Here is a 24,724-nt window from a genome sequence, read left to right on the forward strand (position 1 = left end):
ATTGGCAACAGATTAAGGCTCTAGATTAGACAGAGCAGTGAAGCTACAGAAAATAAAAAAACCAGCGTCTGAATATCAATTGGATATTCATATCTGCAGCAGAAAAGAGGATGATTCATGCGTCCTGAATGTGGACATTTCCTCAGCAATTGGCGTAGAGGTTAACATAAAATCATCAAATTTACTGATGAAGTCATTAATTATGTAGATTCTTTGCTGATATAAGGCTATTTTTGATTTCAACATCTTATCAAATATAGATTTGTTGTTTCTATATTTTTATAGGAATTACAGGTATTTATTGCATGGTTTTTTATTAGAATAAAGATGGATGTCAGTCAGAAAATGAAAAAGTAACAAAATTTTAATATTGCTTATTTTCTTCATTATGAGTAGTGATTTTTTTAATAATAGCCTAAAAAACTTTCATTAATTCATGTCTGATGATGCTTATATATTCTGAATTTTTGCATAAGAATAGAGACCGAGAATCAGTTTGAATTTAAGCTGTATATTTTCAATTGATTAGCTTGAAAATAACCTATTTCATAGAGGTAAAATAAGAAATTTTTAAATAAATTTGCTAAGTCAATATATTAATAACAAGAGGCTTAATATCCTGGAAATTTATTTGCTAAAATAGATCTATTAATTTTAAGTTTAGCTCTTTATTAGAAACTATGATTGAGGCTTATATGTGAGATTCAGGTATCTTTAAATAGAGTTCATATATTAAGATGAGTGATCGGAATAATCTGGGCTACCGGATATTACTGGAAGTCGATTGAAGCAGGCGATATAGTTTGCTCATACAGACAGGCTCGAAAAGGGAGAACAGCGGGGCAGAGTCTTAAATCCTGCAATGGAGCCCGGAATGGGGATAGCTGGATACAAAATTATTTCAGTAGTGCAACTCGCCGACAGAGAGATGAGCTAAAAAATGAACTCGACTGTTTCAGTCTATCCCGAGAAGCTTTAGTCTATCCTTAATAAGTTTTTTATAACGGCTCAAGAATAAGTTCTGTACGCATTTTAAGTGGTCTTGCTGTTGAAAAATAATACAATTTTCTTAAGTGAAATTATTGTTAATCGGTTTTGATTTTTCTTTAACAAATTGTGTTAATCTACGCGACTACATTCAATTTTCCTGCCTGAAAATAAACACAATATTTTAAAAATACAGAATATTTCAGCCGTAGTTTTCGTATTTGCCATCTAGCCGATTTCCTTATTTCACAGTAGAATATGCGCTCTCTCAAGTCACATTGTGGCATGGTTGTTCAGACCATCCCGTGGAGCCAAAATCAGCATGTTTATCGTTGCCGGTGCACCCGCACATTCTTCTTTTAAGAAAACTCAACTATTATCGCGTTTGACGTCAATTAGTTCTGTTCAATCAATTGAAAGTCAATGGGTCTACCTCTTTGACCAAGCGCTCAGCGAGCAACAACAGCAATCAGCTTTACAGCTTCTCAACGATGGGCAATCTTTTGAATTGCACCAGGCTGCAAGTGATGAAATCCAAATTTTAGTGACACCGCGTGTCGGCACCATCTCGCCTTGGTCTTCTAAAGCGACGGACATTTTCAAAAACTGTAATACGCCGGTTCATCGTCTTGAGCGCGGCGTTTTATTTACGTTGAAGGGTCTAAAACACGTATCAAATGAAGTTCAACAGATTTTGCATGACCGTATGACTGAAAGCGTATTTAATGCGATTGAAGATGCTGCGGTATTATTTGTTGAAACAGCACCAAAACCACTGAACTCGATTGATATTCTGGGTGAAGGTAAAGAAGCACTGGTTAAGGCCAACAACGAATTTGGTTTTGCATTGTCGATGGAAGAAATTGATTACCTGACTGAAGCGTTTATCAAGCTGGGTCGTAATCCAAATGACATCGAACTGATGATGTTTGCACAGGCAAACTCTGAGCATTGCCGTCATAAAATCTTCGGTTCTGAATGGACCATTGATGGTGAAGTTCAGCCATTGTCATTGTTCCAGATGATCAAGAATACTTATAAAGAATCACCTACAGATGTATTGTCGGCTTATAAAGACAATGCTTCGGTGATTGTCGGTTCGGATACCCAGCGTTTTTATCCAACCAAAGAAGACAATGGCCAGCAGGTTTATAAATATAAGAGTCAAGCCGCGCATATCTTGATGAAAGTGGAAACTCACAACCATCCGACAGCGATTGCACCATTTGCCGGTGCTGCGACAGGTTCGGGCGGTGAAATCCGTGATGAAGGTGCGACCGGTCGTGGTGGTAAGCCTAAAGCAGGTTTAACCGGCTTTACAGTATCTAACCTGAACATTCCGGGCTTTGAACAGCCTTGGGAAGAAAACTATGGCAAGCCATCGCGTATGGCATCGCCGCTACAAATCATGATTGAAGGCCCATTGGGTGGCGCTGCGTTTAACAACGAATTTGGTCGTCCTGCCTTAAATGGTTACTTCCGTACCTTTGAACAAAACATCAATGGCGATGTTAAAGGTTTCCATAAGCCAATCATGATTGCCGGTGGTTATGGCAACATCCGTCCAGATCACGTTGAAAAAGATCCAATCTTGCCGGGCGATTTATTGATCGTGCTCGGTGGCCCTGCCATGCTGATCGGTCTCGGCGGTGGTGCAGCATCTTCTGTAGACAGCGGTAAACTCGGCGAAAACCTGGATTTCGCTTCGGTACAACGTGAAAACCCGGAAATGGAACGCCGTTGTCAGGAAGTGATTGATACTTGCTGGCGCATGGAAGACCAGAACCCGATCGTGTCTGTACATGATGTGGGTGCAGGTGGTGTATCGAATGCCATGCCTGAACTGGTGAATGACCATGAACTCGGTGCGGTGCTGGATCTGCGTAAGATTCCATCGCTTGAGCCGGGCATGTCGCCTATGGAGATCTGGTCAAATGAAGCGCAAGAGCGTTATGTACTGGCGATTCGTCCATCTTCTTTAGAATTATTTGAATCGATCTGTGCGCGTGAACGTTGTCCGTTTGCGGTACTCGGTGAAGCAACTGAAGCGCGTCACTTAACCGTTGAAGATCCGTTATTTGGCAACAAGCCAGTGGATATGCCAATGCAGGTAATGCTTGGTGGTACACCGCGTATGAGCCGTTCATATGAAACCATTGAACGCAAAGGCGATGATTTCGACGCGGCTAAAGTCACAGATCTGAAAGATGCGATTTATCGTGTTTTGAAAAACCCGACAGTGGCTTCTAAATCATTCCTGATCAGTATTGGTGACCGTTCGATTACTGGTATGGTGGCACGTGATCAAATGGTCGGTCGCTGGCAGGTTCCGGTGGCGGATGCTGCGGTAACAACGACAAGCCTAGTAGGCTACACCGGTGAAGCGATGGCGATGGGTGAACGTCCACCAGTCGCATTGCTCAATCCTGCTGCATCGGCACGTTTATCAGTGGCTGAATCAATCTCGAACATCATGTCTGCGAAGATTGAAAAAATCAGCGACATTAAATTGTCTGCAAACTGGATGGCTGCTGCCGGTCAACCGGGCGAAGATCAAGCGCTATTCGAAGGTGTAAAAGCCATCGGTATGGAAATGTGTCCAGCACTGGGTATCGCAATTCCAGTCGGTAAAGACTCATTGTCAATGCGTACCACCTGGAATGATGAAGGCGAAGACAAATCAGTGACTTCTCCAATGTCAGGCGTGATTACTGCATTTGCACCTGTGACCGATGTTCGTAAAACGTTAACACCTGAGCTTAAAAACCTTGAGTCTGTACTGGTTCGTATTGACTTGTCGAAAGGTCAGTTCCGTCTAGGTGGTTCGATTCTGGCGCAGGTGTATAAAGCAATCGGTTCTGTGACGCCTGATGTCGACAGCTTCGATGACTTCAAAGCATTTTTCGCATTGGTTCAAGACTGGAACAATCGTGGTCTGATCAAGGCATATCATGACATCGGTGATGGTGGCTTAGTCGCAACTGTTGCAGAAATGATGTTCGCATCACGTCTGGGTGTGGCTTTAGAAGATCAGTCAACTGCAAGCCTGTTTGCAGAAGAAATTGGTGCAGTGCTTCAAATCAGCAAAGCGGATTGGGCAGCATTAGAAGCTGAAGTTACAGCATCTACCCTGAAAGATGCCATTCAGGTGGTGGGTACGGTAAATAACACGGATCAGTTATCTGTAAACGGTCTAGTACTTGAACGTGCTGATCTGCAAGTGGCTTGGACGGAAGTATCCCACCAAATCCAGCGCCTACGTGACAACGTACAAACTGCGGATCAGGAATTTGCTCTTATCACTGACAAATCTCATGCAGGTATCATTGCGAAACCGACATTTGATTTGAATGAAGCGATTGAAGCGCCGTACATTAATTCACGTCGTCCGAACATGGCGATTCTGCGTGAGCAGGGTGTCAATGGTCATATCGAAATGGCAGCAGCATTTGATAAAGTCGGCTTCAATACCGTTGACGTACATATGAGTGACTTGCTGGCAGGTCGTATCAGCCTGGATGATTTTGAAGGCTTAGTGACTTGTGGTGGCTTCTCTTACGGTGACGTGATGGGCGCTGGTGGCGGCTGGGCAAAATCAGTATTGTTCAATACTAAATTGCGTGACCAGTTTGAGAAATTCTTTAACCGTCAGGAAACCTTCTCGCTGGGTATCTGTAACGGCTGTCAAATGTTGTCTCAGTTGGCTCCGCTGATTCCGGGTGCTGATGCTTGGCCACGTTTCCACCGCAATACTTCTGAAGTGTTTGAAGCACGTGCGGTGAATGTTCGTGTGGAAAAATCAAACTCTGTATTGCTTCAGGGCATGGAAGGTTCGATTCTGCCGATCGCTGTAGCACATGGTGAAGGTCGTGCGGTTGCAACTGCGGAAAACTTTGCTGCGCTCAACGCATCGAATCAGGTGGTTCTGCGTTATGTAGATAGCTTGGGGAATGCAACACAACATTATCCATTGAACCCGAACGGCTCACCGGAAGGTATTACCGGTGTAACCTCTCAAGACGGTCGTGCAACAATTATGATGCCGCACCCTGAACGTAACTTCCGTGCGATTCAGCATTCTTGGAAACCAGAAGACTGGGATCAAGATGGTGCTTGGTTACGTATGTTCCGTAATGCACGTAAGTTTATTGGTTAATCGATTTTAGATGATGAAAAGGGGTCGCAGTAGCGGCCCTTTTTTTATGTATATTTCGGAGTTAACATCGTTTAAATAATTCAAATAAGTAACCAGTTTAGATCATGAAAATATTTACATATTTTATCTTTGCATTATTGTGTTTTAGTGCAGATTATAACTTTGCAGATGGTGCATATTTAAAAATAGAAATAACGGCAATAACCATTTTAGGACTCGTTTCCTATAGTCTGGTTTATTTGACTCTCTTCGAAAAAATGTCGGATGAGCTGTATAGTCCACATTTAAAAATCATCTTGTGTTTAGCCTTGCATTTGATCGCTGTTGCGATCTTTTATATGAAATATCGTAAACACTACAGATCTACTAAATCATGAAAATATATTGAGATTCAGGATAGATGTTGAGCTTTTTGACAATGATGATGCATATAAAATAAAGAGGTACCTCATGCCAAGAATATTTATCAGATTCTCAAGGTGCATTTTACTTATTTCACTATTCACATTGGCGGGGTGTGATACATACATGTGGCGAGCTAATATCAAGCATTTAGATAAAATAAAACAAAGTGGTTATTTGCCGAAACTCAATCGTGATCGCGATATCGAAGGCCCTGATGTGAATCAAAACGGAATTCGTGATGATATTGATCTCTATATTGAAAAGAATTTTATAAATATGGAACAAAGACAGGCGGTAAAACAATTGGCTATGGTTCTGCAAGAGAGCTTATTACTCGATACTTCTCAGCAATACCCGCTACGAAAAATTGCATTTGAAAAATCGCGCGCGATAGGCTGCATTTACGAGCGTTTTTCTCAAGATACTTTGTACAAACCATCCAATGTCGTTCAGCATGTCATTGCAGTCACCACAAACACAAAACAGCGCTTTAAGGCGTATTTAGCTTTTAGTAAAGCGATGGATGGTAAAAGTATCACACTTCCAAATGAGAACTTATGTAATGAATAATTCATGCTTACAGCAAAGTCACTTCTCATGTGGAAATATCAGAAAATTACTAATCATTAATTTTCTTAATTTTTAATAAATAACATTTAAAAATATTAACTTAATTATACTTTATGGAAAAATAATTTAAAAATATCTATAATTACTTAATTCGTATCCACCTTGGGGTGGATTTTTGCTTTTTAAGCATTCTGATTTTTTAATTTAACTTCTCCCACTGAACTTGGTTTAGATTTTGCTTTCATATTGTATATAAAGTGCTATGGTATGTTTTATGCACAACTTTATTGCACTATAAAAGAAAGATGGAATAGATCAGTTCAGTATCAATTCTCAAGTATGAGGTGATGACATGGCTAAAACACTTAGAATAATGGATAAGGCGGCAATGCGTCAGAAAGGCTGGATGTTGTTTGCTATTGTCGTAGGACTACAAATATTGTTTGTTGTGGGCAGTTATTTGATGCAGGGTTCTTGATATTTGGCTTTAAAAAAGCCACCGAGAGGTGGTTTTTTAGTTTTGTTTCTATATTTGCTTTTGTTCGGGCATGAGGAACATTGCTCCGAAAGACAAAACCCCTTCGTCAGACTGATAGAATGACTATATCCCACAGGCTGACAGGTGACATCCATGTCGATGGTCAATTAAATATGATTGATGGAATAGTTAGATTATGAGTTGAACTTGCTTCAATACCGCCTTTAACGTATTTTCATAATCAAAAGATGCATTGGTACTGTCCTGATAACGCCAAGCCACATAACCATCTGGACGAACCAGCACCGCACCTGATTCATGAACTTCAGACTTGGCATTCCAAGTACCATAGACATCACGATACTCACGTGAACCAATCTGAATTACATCTAAATAAGGTAAATCTAGAGCCTCGGCAGCCAATCTCCAGCCTTTGCCTGATAAACCTGTCAGTAAGGTAAAACGGCCTTTACCGCTAATATCCAAAGTGGATTGCTTTTGGCCTTTGCTATTGATTAGCCAGGTATGTGGAACTTTGGCACCCGGACGAGTCGTGGCTTGCAGATAAAGCTGTTCATCTTTGTCAAAGATCTCGGGCTCAGCTTCATTCATTACCGCATTTGAGCTATAGCGCTGATTCAGTTCAACACCTTGGGCATTAAATTCAAAATGCTTAATTTCAAGTGCTTCAAATAACTTTTTACGAATTTTGGCACCTTGCTCATCTTCAGCAAAAATACGTTCCAGCATTTGTTTTTGCGTAGTGATGCCTTGGTCAAAACCAAAGACTTCTTTTAAATGCTTATAGTCAAAACGGGACTGGTTGGCACGTGCGACAATCTGCTTGCCTACAGGCGCACGTTCAGACGTATATGAATCGAGGAGGGAAGGTGCGGCCCAACCTTTGATTGCATAGGTGAGTTTCCAGCCAAGGTTAAACGCATCCTGCATACAGGTATTTGAACCTAAACCGCTTGAAGGCGGGTGACGGTGTACAGCATCACCACCACAGAACACGCGGCCTTTAGAGTATTCAGTTGCCCAAGTCTGGTTTACATACCAGTAGGACAGTTTTTGGATTTCAACATCTTCCACTTCAGCGCCAACAAATGTATTCAGACGCGATCGAACCTGTTCTTCAGTCACTTGTGGCTCGCCTTTGGAAATGTCAAAGCCCCAGCCCATAATCCATTCATTCCAAGGCGTAATGGCACGTAGCAAGCCCATACCGAGATCACCAAAGCTGGCTTCAGGATTGACGATCCATTGCAGAATCGCAGGGCGGTGCTGAACATATTTGCTTAGATCGGCTTTAAAAGTCACATAGACTGTACCCGCACGCGCCATCACACCTTCGAGTGGTAGCTCAAGTTGCTCAACCACTTTTGAGCGTGCGCCATCCATACCAATCAGATATTTGGCTCTTAAACTAAATTCTGTGTTGGTAATCCGGTTCAGGAAAGTAGCGGTGACACCATTTTCATCCTGAACATGCGATAAATATTCAGTATTGAAGTTATAGATTGCACCGCGCTCACCGGCATTCTTGACCAGTAAGGCTTCCATTTTCGGCTGAATCAAATCCACCAATGGACATGGACTGCCTTTGATATAGTCGCCATGACGTTCATCACCTGTGCCCCAAGCGCTTAAACGGGCAATTTCTTCACCGACCAGACTGGTGGTAATCAGGCTTTCGCCCATGTGTTCCCACGGTGTCGCAATTTCTTTGACTTGTTCTTCAATGCCTAAATCACGTAATACTTCCATAGCACGCTGATTGGTAATATGTGCACGTGGACTATTGGCCAGCCAGTTAAACTGTGTGAAGAGTTGAACTTTAATTCCATAGTTTGCCAGTGCTAAACCTAAGGTCGATCCTGCAGGTCCTGTGCCAATTACCAATACGTCAGTATCGTAATGCTGTGTCATACATGACTCCATGTGTCTGTCTGAAGAACAAGATTTGAATATATTTACAATCCAGTGTAGTGAAATTCAGGCAATACAATAGGAGTATTCATATAAACTATAGGTCTATTGAGATTCTTACTACTTTCTCGTTTGGCAGCTTAAAATGCCTGAGAATATGCGGCTGAGTTTATGGAACTTCGACATTTACGTGCTTTTTTAACAGTAGCCCAAGAACAGAGTTTTACCAAAGCAGCAGATAAGCTGTTCACGGCGCAGCCTTCTTTAAGTCAGCAGATTAAGGATCTGGAGCAGGAAGTCGGTGTAATGCTGTTTGACCGCTCATCCCGGCAAATCAAACTGACCGATGAAGGGCAAGCTTTTCTGATTCATGCTGAACAGGCGCTTGAAAGTGCCAAACTGGCAGTTGCCGCGGCGCGTCAGGTGGCGCAGCAGAAAAATAACCAGATCCATATTGGCTTTTTAAATGTTGCAGAACTGAAAGTGATGCCAAATATTCTGGCCAAACTGAAGCAGAATATTCCTGATTTAAAAATTCATCTGCATAGTCTGACCTGTATGGAGCAGATTCAACGCCTGAAAAATGCCGAGCTGGATTTGAGCTTTACCCGCTATTGTCTGCAACATCCCGATTTTGACAATATTCATTTAATGAATGAACAGATTTATCTGGTGGCAGCCGAGCATTTACATCCCACAGATCGGCCATTGAAGTTACAAGAACTGAAAAATCATCAGTTGATTATGTGTGAGCAAAATGCTTCGCCGGTCTTTTATGCGCAGTTGAATCACCTGATGTCTTTTGAACAATTGCAGCATGACCAAATGCTGTGGGTTACCAATGTGTTGCAACATATTAACCTGATCAATATGGGCATGGGTTTTAGCTTCGTCCCGGAATATCTGCTGCGTTTTTTAAATGAGCATGTGAAAATCGTGCAAACAGATCAAGTCCTGCCACAATTAGGACTTTATGCAACATTTAACAAGAATTCTCATAATTCCGCATTGAATATTATTACCCAGGCACTGGACAATAGATCTTAAATAAGCCATTGAAAAAGGTTGAAGGGAAACATGCTAAAACTCATTTATTATGTACCAGATGAACATCTTGAAGTGACTAAGGAAGCCTTATTTAAAGCGGGTGCAGGCGGCATCGGAGATTATACCCACTGTGCCTGGCAGGTACTGGGAACAGGACAGTTTAAAGCGCAGCAAGGTGCAGATCCTTATATTGGTGAAGTCGGGGAATTAGAGCAGGTTGAAGAGTGGCGAGTAGAAATGCTGGTTGCTGATGAAAAGGCGGTCGAGGTCGCCAAAGCTCTGAAAGCAAGCCATCCTTATGAAGAGCCTGCTTTTGAGTTTATTCAGCTCCTGGATATTAAAGTCTAAACGTGCAACCTTATTGCTGCTAGAAGTAATGGTGCGCATCGTGTTTTAGCGTACCATCAGCTTATCTGTTTAAAATGATTAACCTCCTTTTATGAGTATAAAATCAGTCATCATCATAAAAATAAAACAGGAAAATAATAATGCAGTGGTCAAAACAGCTCGGCAATATCCTCAAGAATACGCTCAGTAAAACTATCAAACATGGTGCGGGAATCCTGCATAGCCACATTCCCTATTCTCATGACAATCCCTATCTGGATGGCATATTTGCGCCACAACGACAGGAGCATTTTGCTACTCAATTGATGGTAGATGGGCAAATTCCTGTAGAACTAGAAGGTGCGCTGATGCGGATTGGCCCGAATCCGATCACGGTAAAGAACCCACGAAATTATCACTGGTTCACCGGTGACGGCATGATTCACGCGCTGAAACTCAAAGCTGGTGAAGCACATTGCTATAAAAGTGCTTATGTCGGATCGGCCAGTGTGCAGAAAAAATTGCATAGACCCCAGATTTTAGGGAAAACGCGTGGAGTCGCGGATGCGGTCAATACCAATATCATCCACTTTGCCGGGAAAATCTGGGCACTGGTCGAAGCGGGGGCTTATCCGATCGAAGTAAATCGTGAACTGGAATCAAAACGGCATCAACTTTTTGAAAATGATCAGGATTTACCGTTTACGGCTCATCCGCATATCGACCCGGAAACAGGAGATATTCATGCGGTTTGTTATGATGCCTTGAATCATCATCAGGTTTTTTATTTACATATTGATGCTCAAGGCAAACTGCAACATCATGTCGAAATTCCAGTCAAACATGGCCCGATGGTGCATGACTGTGCCATTACTCAATCTCAGGTGCTGATTCTGGATTTGAATGTCAACTTTTCTATGCGTAGTGCCTTAAAAGGCTCACTATTACCCTATCAATGGAATCCTAAACATCAGGCTCGTATAGGTATGCTGCCTTTTGGTGGCAGTGCGGCAGACATCCGCTGGTATGAGATTGATCCCTGTTTTATTTTTCATACGGTCAATGCTTATGACCTGAACACAGGTGATGTAGTGATGGATGCAGTGGTACATTCCAAGGCACTGGTCAGTTCCATTCAGGGACCAATAGAAGATCAGGAGATTCGGCTGGAAAGATTGATCTTCGAGCAGCAAACAGGAAAAGTCACTCGAACTGTATTATCCAATATCAAGCAGGAATTTCCGCGGATCAATGAAGCCTATACAGGGCGACCTTATCGCTATGCCTATAGTGTTTCCTTTGCCGGCTTTGATGATCCTTATCATGTTAGCAGTAATACACTCTTGTACCATGATCTGGAAACCGGCAGTACAGCAAGCTATTCCTTTGGAGCAAACTGGGTTACAGGTGAGGCAGTTTTTGTCGCCCGAGAAGGTGCTCAAACAGAAAATGATGGCTGGCTGATGTCTTATCTACACGCCTTAGATGGCAGTCCATCGAAAGTGGTGATTTTAGATGCGCAATATATTCAGAAGGGGCCTATTGCCACGATTCATTTACCGGTTCGTGTACCCGTCGGATTTCATTGTAACTGGATGGATGACCGGAAATTGAGAACTTACTATTCTTAGATTTTGATGATGCATAAGCACTTTGGGTGCTGGCACAGTCTCATATCGCGTGAAGATTTAAATCTTTATTTAATAGGTTGATGTTACTTTGAAGGATAAGAAGGGTATGTCTAAATTAACCGAGATCCCAGGTTAGGCAGAAAATTCATTTCTGAATCTCTGCCTAAGAGTGGTATTCATATCGCCAAGAATATCAAATCAAAGATTTATTCTTCTATTGCTACTGTTAAACTTTCTGGATAAATAACTCACGATCAAAACGGTATTGCGGGAAGAACACGCCGTCTTTGGCGCGTTCACCTGCACCAATCACCATGACTGGATATTGCTGATCATTTAAGCCCAAGAGATCGCGTACCATCGGTTCATCAAAACCTTCCATCATGCAGCTGTCAAAACCATAAGCACGTAAGGCCAAGACCAGATTTTCGCAAGCCAGTGCCGTTGTTTTGGTTGCCCAAAGTTTGGCATCACTTGGACTAAAGGCAGAAACAGGCATCTGTTTATCTAAAGTGCGGGCAACTTTGAAAGCCACTTTTTTAAAGTTGCCAAAGACATTTAAATAACCGGTTTTATAGTTATATGGAATGTATTTATAGTATTTTTTGATGGCAGCTGGTGCTTCCGGATATGGAAATTCATTGACATTCCGTTTGGCCATTTCATCAATACGGTCGGTACGTGCCACACAGATAATCAGCTCAGAAGCCGTTTTTGCTGCCAGTTGGCTCATGCAGGCTTTGACCAGTCGCTTTTTCTTCGCCGGGTTTTGTACCACATAAAATGTCCAGGGCTGCAAGTTTGACGAATTGGGAGCCAGCAACGCCAGATCCAGACAAGCATCAAGTACATCTTCTGGAATTGGTTTTTTGGTAAATTTACGCACTGAACGACGACTTTCGATCACTTTACGGAAATTATCGACATCAATATCCTGCGGAGCAGGTTCATAATAACGTTTTTTATCCGGATTGGCGCTATCAATGGTTTCAGTAGACTGGGCAATAATGGATGAGTTTTCAGTAGACATATTCTTTATTCTTACAGGTAAAGGAATCAATGAGGCAGTCTAAACCAGCTCATTGAGATCCTAAGTTTGAAAATTAGTTGAATTGTGTGAAATCAGGTTTACGTTTTTGCATAAAAGCTTGTACGGCTTCCAGCATTTCCGGAGAGCCAACGCGCTGCATGAAAATTTCTGCTTCATGGTCGATGCAGGCCACAATTTCATCCAGATTATGTTTCATCAAGGCTTTGGTTTGCTTCAAAGACGCCAAAGGTAATGCTGCTAAAGTCTGCGCCTGTTTTTGTGCAGCCGCATAGGTATCTTCTTCGATACTATTCACCAGACCGGCACCGAGTGCTTTTTCGCTATTGAATTTTTGTGCAGTCAGCAATAATTCAGCCGCTTTATGATAGCCCGCCTGCTGAATCAGCAATTTGCTTGAAGCGCCTTCAGGCGATAGGCCCAGACTGACAAATGGAATCTGGAACAGGGCAGTATTGTCACTATAGACCAAGTCACAATGCAATAAGATGGTTACCCCAATCCCGATTGCAACGCCACGTACCGCTGCAATTAAAGGCTTGGAAAACTTGGCAGCCGCTTTGAGTAAAATAAAGGGCGGGCCTTCAGCCGCAGGGGCCTGACCTTTCTTGGCAGCAGATTTCATGAAATCCTGCATATCATTGCCCGCGCTAAAGTCCGTGTCCTGACCGCGTAACACCACCACACGCACCTGATTGTCTTGATCTGCTTCATCGAGCGCTTGAGCAATCCATAAATACAGCTCGCTGTATAAGGCATTTTTCGCTTCCGGGCGATTGATGGCTAAAGTGAGTACGCCATGTTCTAAATTCGCATGCAAATGCTCATGAGGTTGTTGAATACAGCTCAGTGTCATCGTACTATCCTTGCTTTAAAACTTAATTTGATTTTATGAGATTGATTATGTCGCATATTTATTGGGGCGGCACAACTCATGAGTCATAAAAATGATCTGTTATGAACTATACATTTGATTATCTGGTTTTCATTGGCCGTTTTCAGCCTTTTCATCTGGCGCATATGCAAACCATTCAGATTGCTTTAGAACACAGTCAAAATGTGATTTTGGCCCTCGGTTCTGCGCAGAATGAACGCAATATCAAAAATCCATTTTTGGCTTCGGAACGTGAAGCCATGATCCTTGCAAATTTTAGTCCGGAAGATCAGGCGCGGATTCAATTTGTAGAAGTCATTGATGTTTATAATGATGAAAAATGGCAAAAACTGGTGAAATCGCTGATAAATCAGGCTATAGAACCGAATGCCAAAGTCGGACTGATTGGACATTTTAAAGATGATTCTTCATATTATTTAAAATTTTTCCCGGAATGGGAAATGGTCGAACTGGAAAGCCTAGAAGGTGCTTTATCCGCTACGCCGATGCGTGAAGCTTATTATCGCGGTGAAATTCAACGGGATAAATTTCCACAAGGCACGATTGAGTTTCTAGAGCAATTCCAGCATACCGAAACCTATCAGCAACTCAGTCAAAAATTTGTCCAGAAGGATAAAAGCAATCTGGCCTGACTCGATCAGATGGCTAGAGGCTGATTCATGGTGGTCTGAGCATGCTGTTTTAAACATTTACCCAGAATCGCCAGAGCAGGAGACTGCTGTTTCCAGTGATGCCAATACAAGGGGACTTCAATTCGCATTTCACCGGAAAGTTCAATCAATTGTCCTGATTCCAGCAAATGCCGGGTTTGATAATCCGGCAACCAGCCATAACCCAAGCCCATGACAATGGCATCAAAAAATGCATGCGTCGATGGAATAAAAAAGTGAGGATATTGTGCCGGACTCAGGCCAAATTCTTGCTGGATATACTGGGTATGCAACTGGTCTTTTTCATTAAACAGAATCGCCGGTGCGTGGCGTAAGGCATCACGATGTATTCCTTGTTGAAACCAGTTCCGGGCAAATTCAGGCGTGGCAACCAGACGGTAGTGCATTGGTCCAATCCGCTCGGCCAGACAGCCTTTCATGGCTTTGGCTTCAGTGCTTAAACAGGCATTGACCAGTCCGGCTTCCAGTAAATGATGGGTTTGTGATTGGTCATCCAGTTGAAAATGCAGCACAATTTTATGCTGGATCAGTTGGGCTTGTAAGGTCGGCAATAACCAGGTCGCAAGTGAATCGGCATTGGTGGCAACATTCAGGCAGTAAAAACCTTCCTGTTGTACCTGACCACCCAAATCCTGCATCAAGTTCTGTTCTAGCAAACGCTGATGCTGTAAATAATGCAATAAAGTTTGTCCAGATTGAGTCACGCGACAAGGCCGGTCTCTCACCAGCAGCAAGTGTCCCAATTGTTTTTCCAGACTCTGAACACGAAGGGTCACTGCTGAGGCAGTAATATTGAGTTGTTCTGCCGCCAGATCAAAACTTCCAGTTTTTGCAACCGCGTAAAAAGCATCACATTGTTTCGCATTCAGCATCGCTACAATCTAAGAAAAATTTAGTTAAATTGATATTAACTTAGTTTTAATGAATAGCTTCCTTTTTGTTGAATAATTCATGTATTCAAAAAAGGGGAATGTGATGTTCAGTTATATGGTCAGTGGCTTTGCTGTAGGTATGAGCCTGATTGTCAGTATCGGGGCGCAGAATGCCTTTGTACTAAAACAGGGTTTAAAGCAGCAGCATATCTTCTTGGTCTGTTTGACGTGTGCCTTGTCTGATACTATTTTGATATTATTAGGTGTTTTTGGTTTTGCTCACATCATTGAACATTATCCAAATGCGGTTATGTTTTCTAAATATATCGGCGCAGGATTCCTGTTTTATTATGGTCTGCAACATGCAATCAGTGCATTTAAATCAACAGAAGTTTTGGCTCCAAGTGATCAAGTTACAGCACATTTTTTACAAGTGTTGATGATCTGTCTGGCATTTACCTGGTTAAACCCGCATGTTTATTTAGAAACCGTCATCCTGATTGGTTCAATTTCAACGCAATATAGCCTAGGAAAATGGTGGTTTGCGCTTGGTGCTGTCTGTGCATCTTGGTTTTTCTTTTTTAGCTTGGGCTATGGGGCAAAGATATTGACACCCTGGTTTCAGCATCGCCATGCCTGGAAGGTTCTGGATGCTCTCATTGCTTGTACCATGTGGATCGTCGCAGGGTCATTAATTCTCAGTATTTAATTCAACTGGTAATATAAAAATCCTCAATTGAGGATTTTTATATTTTGAGCAAGAGAATGCGAGTAAGGTCTGTAATTGATATTTGTCTAGACATTCTGTTTTAAACATTTTTCAAAGAGAATCACAATAGAAAATAGAGTTTGCAGTGCTCGCTGTGTAAGCAAATTTTACTTCAGATTTTGTTGAAATATATGATCATATTTAGGAGATGAATTTTAAAATCAAAGTATTAACAGTCTCCATTCGATGAGCATACTTCGATTAAGCTACTTCTTAAAAATAAATACTAATTATTATTTTTTCCATTAGTCACTAAGGGTTTTACAAAAACTTCAGTTAACTGGTATAAAAATAACGAAAACAAAAATTCTAAAACTGAAAAGAAAATTTAATTTTAGCTTGAAGCGCGTACCTAAATCCGATCAATAAGAAATTAAACAAGGTAGATTTAAAATTGAAAACAACAATAAAAACTGGACTGATTGGCCTGGCAATCTGTTTATTTTTCAGTAGTCAGACTTTTGCAAAATCATGGACGCTCACTCCTAAAAGTGATGTCGGCTTTGAGATCAAGTCAATGGGACTGACTGTGGTCAAAGCCAAGTTTAATCAGGTGCAATCCAGCATGCAGTTTGATGCCAAAGCACCGCAAAATGCTTCAACGCATCTGGTCATGGATGTGGAGAGTTTGAGTTTTAATAAACCGTTATTGAAACATATGATTTTGGGTGAAGACCTTTTTTATGTTGAAAAATACAAAACGGTAAGTTTTAAAAGTATCCAGTTTAAAGACCTGGGCAATGGTAAATACAATGTTTTAGGCAATTTGACTTTGCGTGGTGTGACCAAACCGGTGATTTTTGAAACAACCTTTAAGTCGAGTCTGTCTAATGACAACTTGCTCGAAGTCCAGGCATTTGCAGTGATTAACCGCAGTGATTTCGGCATGAGAAAGGGAATCGCAGGCGTAGGGGAGAAAGTGAATCTGCATCTCTCGGGTCATTGTGAAGTTAATTAAGGGTGTTTGAATACAGTCTTTTTTCAGATTAATAGACTGCTGCATGTCTATTGCTTAGCTTTAAAAATTGAAGCATAGAAGACATATAAAATGCTTGTATTACATCAAAGTAATCACAAAAAAAGCCCAATTTTTTCGAGCTTTTATCCTTGCAGGAAATAGTCAATTAAGCACTTTGCAGAGCTTTTAAATCTTCCAGGACTTGTTCGGCATGACCTGCGGCTTTGACTTTACGATATTCTTTGACCAGTTCGCCGTTATGGAAAATAAAAGTCGAACGCTCGATCCCCATGACTTGTTTGCCATACATGTTTTTTTCTTTAATCACATCAAAGTGATTACACAGGATTTCTTCTTTATCACTGATCAGATTAATACTCAGATTCTGCTTTTCAGTAAAGTTTTGATGGGCTTTGACCGAATCACGAGATACGCCAATAATGGTGGTATTTAAAGCATCAAACTGATCTTTTAAACAAGAAAATCCGACGGCTTGAGTGGTACAACCCGGAGTAGAATCTTTAGGATAAAAATAAATCACCAGCCATTCTGTATCCAGCTGGGTTAAATTGATTTCACCTGTCGTTGCAGGGAAACTCTGGTCAAGCAAACTGATGGCAGTCATATTAACTCCTGTTTTATTTAAATTTTTCAAAAAAATAAGCCACATTATAGTGGCTTATTTCATCAAAGAATAATGAGATATTATTTCTTCGGCGCAGCTTGAGCTGATTTCATTGCTTCTTCAGTCAAAGTTTTCAGTTTGCCTGTTAACTGTGGACCAAAACATGCTTGCAGGTCTTTATTCTGCTTCTGTACAAAAGCTAAAGTTCCAGGACTTTTCTTCTGGTTAATGGTGCTTTGGATTTCCCATTTTTGTGCATTGGTTAGTTTACCATCCGCTTCAACAGCGCAAGTACAATATTTACTAACTTCAGCAGCGGTCAGTTTTTTACCTTTGCCAGTTTCATCTTTACAAACATTGATCAATGCAGATTTTACATTGGTGCTTTTATAAGCTTGTTGTAATTTGTCATCAGCTGCCTGAGCCGTTGTTGCGAACATAGCAGCAGCTGAAACAATTGCTGAAAGCACGATGCTTGATTTTAAATTCTTCATAAACTCTACCTTGTTATTACGGTATATAACGTGTCGGGTCTTCAACACCTGCGTCCGCAAAACCCTGTTTACGTAAACGGCAACTGTCACATTTGCCACAGGCACGTCCTTGGTCATCTGCTTGATAGCATGACACCGTTTGACTGTAGTCTACGCCATGTTCAATACCTAAGCGAATAATATTTGCTTTGGATAAATGTAACAAAGGTGTTTCAAATTTGAGCGCCTGACCCTCTACGCCAACCTTGGTCGCAAGGCGTGCCATGTTGGCAAATGCGTCAATAAATTCCGGTCGGCAATCCGGATAGCCCGAGTAATCAACCGCATTAATTCCGATCACAATTGCTTCGGCTTTAAATACTTCCGCAGCGGCTAAAGCATAAGACAGGAAGATGGTATTACGTGCCGGAACATAGGTAATCGGGATACCGGCTTGTTCATGATCAGGCACCTCAATGCTATGATCGGTAAGGGCTGAGCCACCCAGATTGCCCAGATCAATATTAATCACACGATGTTCCACACCGGCAGCTTGAGTCAGTGCTTTGGCTGCATCCAGCTCTGTGGTTGAACGCTGACCATACTTAAAACTGATCGCGATACATTCGTAGCGTGCCTGTGCCCAAGCCAGACATGTAGTTGAGTCTAATCCGCCAGATAACAGAACAATGGCACGAGGGCGCATAAGCTGATTCTCCAAAAAAGTAACTTTACAAAAAATTAACGACCAGTTTCATCATTCCATAACAACTTGTGCAGCTGTAACTGGAAACGAACAGGGAGATGGTCTTCTAAAATCCACTGAGCCAAATCACGCGCCAGTTGCGGTAAACGAACCGCGCCTTTTTCAACCGCAAATGCAGGCGAGAACCAGACTGTACTGACTTTCTCTTGAAGCTGATACTGTTCAAGCTGCTGCTTTGACCATTCATAGTCTTCACGGTTGCAGATCACAAACTTGATTTGATCATGTGGCGTTAAATGATCCAGATTGGATAACAAATTTCGTGCAACTTCACCTGAAGTTGGGGTTTTTAAATCTAGAACTTTGGAAACGCGCGAGTCTACTTTAGCAACATCTAAAGCACCACTGGTCTCTAAAGAAACCTCACAACCTAAATCAGCAAGGCGCTGCATTAAAGGCAGGGCATTCGGTTGAGCCAGTGGTTCACCACCGGTCACACAGACATAGGGTGTTTTAAAATCGAGCGTGGTCTGAATAATTTCATCCAGAGACTGACGCTGACCACCTTCAAATGAATAGGTGGTGTCACAGTATGTACAGCGTAACGGGCAGCCGGTTAAGCGGATAAAAACCGTTGGCAAGCCCGCAGCATTGGCTTCACCTTGTAATGAATAGAAGATCTCCGTAATGCGTAAACCCGCAGACGGATCAGAAACTGGAATTGCGGAAGAACGAAGCGTATTCATAACAAAACTAACCACTGAGAAATAAATAACCGGGTATAAAAATAAAAATCCCTACGATCATGACTGATCGTAGAGACGGGGAGCGCTTGAAGCTCCGAGGAACACCAATGTGCCCTCTAAGTTAAGACATATTAGTCTTCGCGTAATAGATCGTTCAGGCTGGTTTTAGAACGAGTTTGCGCATCTACTTTTTTCACGATAATCGCAGCATAAAGGCTGTAAGTACCACATTTAGAAGGCAGACTACCTGCAACAACGACTGAACCTGCTGGTACGCGACCATAGTGAATTTCACCAGTGGCACGGTCATAAATCTTGGTCGATTGACCAATGAATACGCCCATTGAAATTACAGAACCTTCTTCAACGATCACGCCTTCAACGATTTCAGAACGTGCACCGATAAAGCAGTTATCTTCAATAATGGTCGGGTTGGCTTGAAGTGGTTCAAGTACACCACCAATACCAACACCACCAGACAAGTGAACATTTTTACCAATCTGTGCACATGAACCCACAGTTGCCCATGTGTCCACCATCGTACCTTCATCTACATAGGCACCGATGTTGACATAAGAAGGCATCAAGATCACGCCTTTGGCCTGGAATGAACCTTTACGCGCCACCGCGGGAGGGACTACACGTACGCCAGCCACTTTGAATTGTTCTTCAGTCCAGTCTGAGAATTTAGTATCTACTTTGTCATAGAAACGAAGATCACAAGCTTGCATTGGTTTGTTGTCGTTTAATTTAAATGATAACAATACCGCTTTCTTAATCCATTGATGAACAATCCATTCACCATCGATTTTTTCAGCAACACGTAAAGTACCATTGTCTAGACCAGCAATTACGTCCTCAACTGCTTGACGGATTTCAGCAGGGCAATCTGCAGCTGTGAAATTCGCACGATCTTCAAACGCTTTTTCAATGATTGTTGAAAGCTGCGACATGATCTTCCTTCCAGAAAAAATTTTCTAGATTTTACACTATATTGCATTAAAAATAGTTGAGCAGACTGAAAATAGATGAAAAATAGCCAAAAGTGTGGGAAGTTTGAAATAATGAACGTGATAAGTGTTATTTTTCATTATTTTAAAATGTAGTAGAAGTGTTAGAAAAAGCCAGGTTATCAACAAGAAAAACTAATTTGTATCAAAAAATAACAAAAGATCAGCAAAACATGAATAAAAAATATTTTTTAAGTCCTTTATATTGAATCCATCACGAATAACTAATGATCAAAATAAGTTCTTTTGAGGAGAGAAATAATGAAGTCTTTACATAAAATTTTAGCAGTTTCCATTTTAGCTGCAGCAGCTGGCTCTGCTATGGCTGCTGATGAAACAATCGTAACAGATGAAGGTGTGGCATCTTTTTCTTTCTTTAAACCCGCAGCTGTTCGTGCTGAAGTCGGTACTACCGGTTACGGTGGTGCACTTTCATGGAATGTGAACCCATATGTCGGCGTGACTTTAGGCTATAACGGCGGTGATATTTCCTGGTCTGATGACTTGTCAATCAATGGTAATGATTATGACTTAGACATGGATAATAATCTGACCTATTTAAATGCTGAGATTCGTCCTTGGGCGAACTGGTTCTATATGGCGGCAGGTGTTGCGTATATTGATAATGATTACAGTTTAGAACGTCGTCCAGGTACTAATGCTGCATTCACTGTAGATGGAGAGCGTTTTAACGCAGGCACAACTGATGTCCGTATTAATGGTGATTTATCATATAAAAACAATCTCGCACCTTATGTAGGGATTGGTTTCTCACCAGCAATTACCAATCGTTGGGGTGTATTTGGTGAAATTGGCGCTTATTATAATGGAAATCCAACTGCAAATTTAAATGCCAATACTGCAGCACTCGGGCTAATAGGTGAGGATGGCCGTACTCTTGAGCAAGCACTTACTGCTGAAGAAAATGAAATCCGTAATGACAATGAATACGAATGGCTACCAGTAGCGAAACTGGGTGTCAGCTTCCGCTTCTAAGCTATAGCTGCATAAAAAAAACGAGCTTCGGCTCGTTTTTTTTATGCGTTGTAATGAAAGTTTTAAAAGTGATAACCCAGTTTTAAGCCCATGATCCAAGCACTATTATCAGAAACAGCAGATAAACCCGCTATCTGAGGCGTAAGTGACTCAGATGTTGAGATCTCAGGTTTTTGAAATTTTAAATAATAGAATCCTGTGGCAATATCCCAAGTATCTTGAATCTTGTAAAGATGACCTAGTCCAATACCCCAATATCCATCACTCGGATTTAATGTCGAAGCCGGATTTCCTGTACCGGAATCCCATAAAAGCTCGATAGAGTTTATGCCAAAGGAGGGCCATTGATGCGCCAGACCGATTTTGGCAGACCATTGATCCTCCCGATAATCAATCATCCTGAATGATTTTAATTCTGGAAATTCTAAGGCCGCATAGTCAATCACTGCACCGAATTTAGGCGGCTGAATGACAAAATTTTGCCAGTTTAACCAGCGTAATGTGCCATAAAAGGCATTTTGATAAGGCAATCCTGTTTGAAAATCCAGATGGATGGATTGAGGGGTTTGAATCTGGGTATAGGGGGAGGGATTGGTGCCTACGACAATTGATTCAGCAGTTTTATGATGGTGAGCAATGGCTGAACGGTAAGTCAGCGCAGTTCTAAAAAAATATTCGGGTAGTTGATAACTGAATCCTGCAAGCCAGCCCCAAGCGGGATCTTGTTCAAATGTAGCCCGATAACCATTAAATATATAAAAGGTTTGCCCGGATAAATATAAGCTTCCTTCCAGACTTTGATAACTTAGCCCTGTATAAAAATTCCAGTGATTATCCGGTTGGAAGCCGATTAATGATGTGAGATTGTGGCTATCAAACTGGATAGTCGCGGCTTCAACAGAAAGCGCTTCACCTGCAAAAACAGGATTATAACTATAAGCCACATCTACATGATAAGGCTGATCATAAATCAGTCCCCATGATAGTTGAGGGTGAAGCTGTAATTTTAAGGCAACATTAGAGATAAATTGCGTACTGGCAAGTTGGCCCGTAGAAAAGTCAGTAATACCCAGTTGTTGCAGCTGCTCGGTATGCTGTACCTGACCGCTAATATCAGGGCGAATCCAAGCCAATGAAATTTCAGCATAATGATTTTTTTCAAAAAAAGACTGAATACTTTGATTGGACTGTTCAAAAGCAGCGCTATAACCTGACCCAGAAAAAGCGCAGCCCATACAGAAAAGAGCAAATTTGCTGTCGATCATATTGGTATAATTCAATTTATTATTAATGTGATTATGCTTGATATTTATACAGATTATCCACTTGAAAATAATAAAGAGGCTCGCTGGCCTCTTTGACTGAAAACTTATATATTTTTATTCGTCTGGATAGGCGACTTTTTTAAGCGCTTTAATATCGGCATCCGGCGAGCACAGGGAAATAAACTCGTAGCCATAACCACGTAGTAAATGTCCTTTACGTACCGCAATCCAGGTGGTATTCATGCCAAAAATATCCGTTTTAATCTGCTTTAAACGGTAATCACGCTCCGGATCATAAGCGACATCGTTGACAATGCCGACGCCCATATTCATTTCCACATAGGTTTTAATCACATCGGCATCGAGTGCGGACATCACGATATCGACATCAAAGCCGGCTTCTTCAAAGGCAGTATCAATCTTGGAGCGACCGGTAAAACCACCATGATAGGTAATAATCGGGTAATGGGCCAGATCTTCGATCCGGATCTGATCTTTAATTGCAAGTGGATGATTTTGCGGCGTAATAATACTATGTTGCCAGTTATAATAAGGTACGCTGGCCAGATTGTCTTCAGTCGTCAGTGCTTCGGTTGCAATACCGATATCGGCTTGACCTTGCAGCAGCATTTCCGTGATTTCTACCGGGCTGGCCTGTTGCAGAATCAAATGCACTTTAGGAAATTCTTTTTTAAATTGGCTGACAATCGGCGGTAGCACATAGCGCGCCTGGGTATGCGTGGTGGCAATGGTCAATGTGCCTTCATCAACTTTATTAAAATCATCAGCCAGTCGCTTAATATTATCGGCATCGACCAGCATGCGTTCTACAATTCCTAAAAGAGCCTGTCCCGGCTCGGTTAAACCCAGTAGACGCTTACCCTTACGGATAAACAGCTGCACGCCAAGCTCATCTTCCAGATCTTTAATATGCTTACTTACTCCAGACTGCGAAGTATAAAGTGCAGCTGAGGCTTCAGTTAAATTAAAGTTCTGTCTAACCGTTTCTCGTATAATTCTTAATTGTTGGAAATTCATAATTCTCTTTACCCTAGAAGAGGATGGGGCATTTCGAAGCCCCATCTTTTGGTCTTAAGCGACCTGATTTTCAAATAAATGCAAGTTCACCGCACTTAACCACACGGTTTGATTGGGGCGGAATTGGTGTGCTCTTGCTTCATCAGGTGTCAGTAAAATTTCAATCAAGTTACCCTGACGGTCATTCAGTTCTGCAACGACTTTACCCGCAATCCATAATTCACGTATGAAGGTGGCCTGAATGGCATTGTCTTGTGGCTGTGCATGAATGCGCAGCTCATCAGGACGTGCGAATAAAATCACTTCACCTTGAGCAGCATTTTTTGCGCCATCAAACTGAATACGATCTTGCCCGAGCTGAATAATGCCGCCGTTGTTCTGGCCTTCAAAACGATTGGCTTGACCCAAGAAATCAAACACAAATGGGGTTGCCGGCGTTTCATAGACCTCACGTGGCGAACCGATCTGTTCGACATTACCTTTGTTCATCACCACAATCTGATCGGCCACTTCCAGTGCTTCTTCCTGATCGTGGGTCACAAAGATCGAGGTGATGTGCAACTCATCATGCAAGGTACGTAACCAGCGACGTAATTCCTTACGGACTTTGGCATCCAGTGCACCGAAAGGTTCATCTAGCAACAGCACACGCGGTTCAACGGCTAAGGCACGTGCCAATGCAATACGCTGACGCTGGCCACCTGAAAGCTGAGCAGGGTAACGGTCAGCCAGAAAACCCAGCTGAACCAAATCAAGTAAACGCGTAACACGTTTTTTAATTTCCGCTTCAGATGGACGGGTTTTACGTGGGCGAACACGCAGACCAAAAGCAATATTGTCAAATACCGTCATATGACGAAACAGGGCATAATGTTGAAACACGAAGCCGACTTCACGTTCACGTACATGAACATTGGTCGCATCCTGACCTTCCAGAATGACCTGACCGCCATCTGCAGATTCTAGACCTGCAATAATCCGTAGCAGCGTGGTTTTGCCGCAACCTGATGGGCCGAGCAGGGCCACCAGTTGACCATCTGGAAAATCCAGCGAGATATTTTTAAGTGCATGGAATGCACCAAAGTGTTTTTCAATATTTTGTACTTGAATACTCATGTT

At 41.9% G+C, this 24,724-nt stretch carries 22 protein-coding genes; 10 read left to right on the top strand and 12 right to left on the bottom strand.

From position 1 onward, the window contains the following. Positions 1 to 1,309 precede the first annotated feature (1,309 nt). The 3 genes from purL (at position 1,310) to FTU90_RS16020 (ending at position 6,596) form a co-directional block, all read left to right on the top strand. The gene (purL, locus tag FTU90_RS01330) at positions 1,310 to 5,143 is read left to right on the top strand and encodes a phosphoribosylformylglycinamidine synthase (RefSeq protein WP_180071821.1); all 3,834 of its coding nucleotides are present in this window, start codon (positions 1,310 to 1,312) and stop codon (positions 5,141 to 5,143) included. Positions 5,144 to 5,671: 528 nt separating this feature from the next. Then, a complete protein-coding gene (locus FTU90_RS01335; protein WP_180071822.1) occupies positions 5,672 to 6,118 on the top strand; it encodes a hypothetical protein in 447 nt (148 codons plus the stop codon). 352 nt (positions 6,119 to 6,470) lie between these two features. Next, positions 6,471 to 6,596 (top strand): KGW motif small protein, encoded by a 126-nt coding sequence (locus tag FTU90_RS16020; protein ID WP_005170067.1) that lies wholly within the window; start codon positions 6,471 to 6,473, stop codon positions 6,594 to 6,596. A gap of 189 nt (positions 6,597 to 6,785) precedes the next feature. Here FTU90_RS16020 and FTU90_RS01340 read toward each other — a convergent pair whose 3' ends face one another. Continuing rightward, positions 6,786 to 8,528, bottom strand: a complete 1,743-nt coding sequence (locus tag FTU90_RS01340) for an FAD-dependent monooxygenase (RefSeq protein ID WP_159516072.1) — start codon at positions 8,526 to 8,528, stop codon at positions 6,786 to 6,788. Between the two features lie 171 nt (positions 8,529 to 8,699). On the opposite strand from FTU90_RS01340, the gene FTU90_RS01345 reads away from it, so the two are divergent. The 3 genes from FTU90_RS01345 to FTU90_RS01355 all read left to right on the top strand — a co-directional run bounded on the left by FTU90_RS01345 (position 8,700) and on the right by FTU90_RS01355 (position 11,533). Beyond that, positions 8,700 to 9,575: a LysR substrate-binding domain-containing protein gene (locus FTU90_RS01345; protein WP_005097592.1), complete on the top strand. Its 876-nt coding sequence runs from the start codon at positions 8,700 to 8,702 to the stop codon at positions 9,573 to 9,575. Between the two features lie 30 nt (positions 9,576 to 9,605). Further along, positions 9,606 to 9,923: a hypothetical protein gene (locus tag FTU90_RS01350; RefSeq protein WP_005097590.1), complete on the top strand. Its 318-nt coding sequence runs from the start codon at positions 9,606 to 9,608 to the stop codon at positions 9,921 to 9,923. 140 nt (positions 9,924 to 10,063) lie between these two features. Beyond that, a complete protein-coding gene (locus FTU90_RS01355) occupies positions 10,064 to 11,533 on the top strand; it encodes a carotenoid oxygenase family protein (protein ID WP_180071823.1) in 1,470 nt (489 codons plus the stop codon). Between the two features lie 226 nt (positions 11,534 to 11,759). Here FTU90_RS01355 and FTU90_RS01360 read toward each other — a convergent pair whose 3' ends face one another. Both FTU90_RS01360 and FTU90_RS01365 read right to left on the bottom strand, forming a co-directional pair. After that, entirely contained in the window at positions 11,760 to 12,563 is an 804-nt protein-coding gene (locus FTU90_RS01360; protein ID WP_180071824.1) for a nitroreductase family protein, read from the bottom strand. A gap of 73 nt (positions 12,564 to 12,636) precedes the next feature. Beyond that, the gene (locus tag FTU90_RS01365) at positions 12,637 to 13,437 is read right to left on the bottom strand and encodes an enoyl-CoA hydratase (protein ID WP_180071825.1); all 801 of its coding nucleotides are present in this window, start codon (positions 13,435 to 13,437) and stop codon (positions 12,637 to 12,639) included. A gap of 101 nt (positions 13,438 to 13,538) precedes the next feature. On the opposite strand from FTU90_RS01365, the gene FTU90_RS01370 reads away from it, so the two are divergent. After that, a complete protein-coding gene (locus FTU90_RS01370) occupies positions 13,539 to 14,108 on the top strand; it encodes a nicotinate-nicotinamide nucleotide adenylyltransferase (RefSeq protein WP_005097586.1) in 570 nt (189 codons plus the stop codon). A gap of 5 nt (positions 14,109 to 14,113) precedes the next feature. Here the strand turns inward: FTU90_RS01370 and FTU90_RS01375 are convergent, their stop codons facing one another. Further along, complete coding sequence (locus FTU90_RS01375; RefSeq protein ID WP_180071826.1) at positions 14,114 to 15,019, bottom strand: LysR family transcriptional regulator ArgP; 906 nt, start codon at positions 15,017 to 15,019, stop codon at positions 14,114 to 14,116. A 103-nt stretch (positions 15,020 to 15,122) separates the two neighbouring features. On the opposite strand from FTU90_RS01375, the gene FTU90_RS01380 reads away from it, so the two are divergent. Both FTU90_RS01380 and FTU90_RS01385 read left to right on the top strand, forming a co-directional pair. Next, positions 15,123 to 15,728: a LysE/ArgO family amino acid transporter gene (locus FTU90_RS01380; protein ID WP_159138204.1), complete on the top strand. Its 606-nt coding sequence runs from the start codon at positions 15,123 to 15,125 to the stop codon at positions 15,726 to 15,728. A gap of 454 nt (positions 15,729 to 16,182) precedes the next feature. Continuing rightward, complete coding sequence (locus FTU90_RS01385) at positions 16,183 to 16,746, top strand: YceI family protein (RefSeq protein WP_051064995.1); 564 nt, start codon at positions 16,183 to 16,185, stop codon at positions 16,744 to 16,746. A 166-nt stretch (positions 16,747 to 16,912) separates the two neighbouring features. Here FTU90_RS01385 and FTU90_RS01390 read toward each other — a convergent pair whose 3' ends face one another. The 5 genes from FTU90_RS01390 to dapD all read right to left on the bottom strand — a co-directional run bounded on the left by FTU90_RS01390 (position 16,913) and on the right by dapD (position 20,249). Next, positions 16,913 to 17,371 carry a peroxiredoxin gene (locus FTU90_RS01390; RefSeq protein WP_180071827.1) on the bottom strand — a complete coding sequence of 153 codons (459 nt, stop codon included), beginning with the start codon at positions 17,369 to 17,371 and terminating at the stop codon, positions 16,913 to 16,915. A gap of 80 nt (positions 17,372 to 17,451) precedes the next feature. Continuing rightward, entirely contained in the window at positions 17,452 to 17,865 is a 414-nt protein-coding gene (locus FTU90_RS01395; RefSeq protein WP_005170085.1) for a hypothetical protein, read from the bottom strand. A gap of 16 nt (positions 17,866 to 17,881) precedes the next feature. Next, positions 17,882 to 18,550, bottom strand: a complete 669-nt coding sequence (gene queC / locus FTU90_RS01400; RefSeq protein WP_005170088.1) for a 7-cyano-7-deazaguanine synthase QueC — start codon at positions 18,548 to 18,550, stop codon at positions 17,882 to 17,884. A 35-nt stretch (positions 18,551 to 18,585) separates the two neighbouring features. Then, positions 18,586 to 19,296, bottom strand: coding sequence for a 7-carboxy-7-deazaguanine synthase QueE (gene queE / locus FTU90_RS01405; protein WP_100355703.1), 711 nt, complete (start codon positions 19,294 to 19,296; stop codon positions 18,586 to 18,588). Positions 19,297 to 19,427: 131 nt separating this feature from the next. Continuing rightward, positions 19,428 to 20,249 (bottom strand): 2,3,4,5-tetrahydropyridine-2,6-dicarboxylate N-succinyltransferase, encoded by an 822-nt coding sequence (gene dapD, locus FTU90_RS01410; RefSeq protein ID WP_180071828.1) that lies wholly within the window; start codon positions 20,247 to 20,249, stop codon positions 19,428 to 19,430. 318 nt (positions 20,250 to 20,567) lie between these two features. Here dapD and carO point away from each other — a divergent pair, with 318 nt between their 5' ends. Next, entirely contained in the window at positions 20,568 to 21,302 is a 735-nt protein-coding gene (gene carO, locus FTU90_RS01415; RefSeq protein ID WP_180071829.1) for an ornithine uptake porin CarO, read from the top strand. A 62-nt stretch (positions 21,303 to 21,364) separates the two neighbouring features. Here carO and FTU90_RS01420 read toward each other — a convergent pair whose 3' ends face one another. The 3 genes from FTU90_RS01420 to FTU90_RS01430 form a co-directional block, all read right to left on the bottom strand. Next, positions 21,365 to 22,567, bottom strand: coding sequence for an outer membrane protein transport protein (locus FTU90_RS01420; protein WP_180071830.1), 1,203 nt, complete (start codon positions 22,565 to 22,567; stop codon positions 21,365 to 21,367). Positions 22,568 to 22,681: 114 nt separating this feature from the next. Continuing rightward, a complete protein-coding gene (locus FTU90_RS01425) occupies positions 22,682 to 23,605 on the bottom strand; it encodes a CysB family HTH-type transcriptional regulator (RefSeq protein ID WP_074383339.1) in 924 nt (307 codons plus the stop codon). Positions 23,606 to 23,659: 54 nt separating this feature from the next. Next, positions 23,660 to 24,721, bottom strand: a complete 1,062-nt coding sequence (locus FTU90_RS01430; RefSeq protein WP_100329043.1) for a sulfate/molybdate ABC transporter ATP-binding protein — start codon at positions 24,719 to 24,721, stop codon at positions 23,660 to 23,662. Positions 24,722 to 24,724: the final 3 nt, after the last annotated feature.

It is taken from the genome of Acinetobacter sp. YH12200 (assembly GCF_013418175.1).
In the GTDB taxonomy this organism is placed as follows: Bacteria; Pseudomonadota; Gammaproteobacteria; order Pseudomonadales; family Moraxellaceae; genus Acinetobacter; species Acinetobacter pseudolwoffii.

Bases quoted from the DNA above. Each gene is read 5' to 3' on its own strand.
- queC (WP_005170088.1), bottom strand. From the start codon at position 18,550: ATGCGCCCTCGTGCCATTGTTCTGTTATCTGGCGGATTAGACTCAACT.
- carO (WP_180071829.1), top strand. From the start codon at position 20,568: ATGAAGTCTTTACATAAAATTTTAGCAGTTTCCATTTTAGCTGCAGCA.
- FTU90_RS01365 (WP_180071825.1), bottom strand. From the start codon at position 13,437: ATGACACTGAGCTGTATTCAACAACCTCATGAGCATTTGCATGCGAAT.
- FTU90_RS01430 (WP_100329043.1), bottom strand. From the start codon at position 24,721: ATGAGTATTCAAGTACAAAATATTGAAAAACACTTTGGTGCATTCCAT.
- queE (WP_100355703.1), bottom strand. From the start codon at position 19,296: ATGAATACGCTTCGTTCTTCCGCAATTCCAGTTTCTGATCCGTCTGCG.
- FTU90_RS16020 (WP_005170067.1), top strand. From the start codon at position 6,471: ATGGCTAAAACACTTAGAATAATGGATAAGGCGGCAATGCGTCAGAAA.
- FTU90_RS01395 (WP_005170085.1), bottom strand. From the start codon at position 17,865: ATGAAGAATTTAAAATCAAGCATCGTGCTTTCAGCAATTGTTTCAGCT.
- FTU90_RS01345 (WP_005097592.1), top strand. From the start codon at position 8,700: ATGGAACTTCGACATTTACGTGCTTTTTTAACAGTAGCCCAAGAACAG.
- purL (WP_180071821.1), top strand. From the start codon at position 1,310: ATGTTTATCGTTGCCGGTGCACCCGCACATTCTTCTTTTAAGAAAACT.
- FTU90_RS01360 (WP_180071824.1), bottom strand. From the start codon at position 12,563: ATGTCTACTGAAAACTCATCCATTATTGCCCAGTCTACTGAAACCATT.
- FTU90_RS01350 (WP_005097590.1), top strand. From the start codon at position 9,606: ATGCTAAAACTCATTTATTATGTACCAGATGAACATCTTGAAGTGACT.
- FTU90_RS01425 (WP_074383339.1), bottom strand. From the start codon at position 23,605: ATGAATTTCCAACAATTAAGAATTATACGAGAAACGGTTAGACAGAAC.
- FTU90_RS01340 (WP_159516072.1), bottom strand. From the start codon at position 8,528: ATGACACAGCATTACGATACTGACGTATTGGTAATTGGCACAGGACCT.
- FTU90_RS01390 (WP_180071827.1), bottom strand. From the start codon at position 17,371: ATGACTGCCATCAGTTTGCTTGACCAGAGTTTCCCTGCAACGACAGGT.
- FTU90_RS01335 (WP_180071822.1), top strand. From the start codon at position 5,672: ATGTGGCGAGCTAATATCAAGCATTTAGATAAAATAAAACAAAGTGGT.
- FTU90_RS01375 (WP_180071826.1), bottom strand. From the start codon at position 15,019: ATGCTGAATGCGAAACAATGTGATGCTTTTTACGCGGTTGCAAAAACT.
- FTU90_RS01380 (WP_159138204.1), top strand. From the start codon at position 15,123: ATGTTCAGTTATATGGTCAGTGGCTTTGCTGTAGGTATGAGCCTGATT.
- dapD (WP_180071828.1), bottom strand. From the start codon at position 20,249: ATGTCGCAGCTTTCAACAATCATTGAAAAAGCGTTTGAAGATCGTGCG.
- FTU90_RS01355 (WP_180071823.1), top strand. From the start codon at position 10,064: ATGCAGTGGTCAAAACAGCTCGGCAATATCCTCAAGAATACGCTCAGT.
- FTU90_RS01370 (WP_005097586.1), top strand. From the start codon at position 13,539: ATGAACTATACATTTGATTATCTGGTTTTCATTGGCCGTTTTCAGCCT.
- FTU90_RS01420 (WP_180071830.1), bottom strand. From the start codon at position 22,567: ATGATCGACAGCAAATTTGCTCTTTTCTGTATGGGCTGCGCTTTTTCT.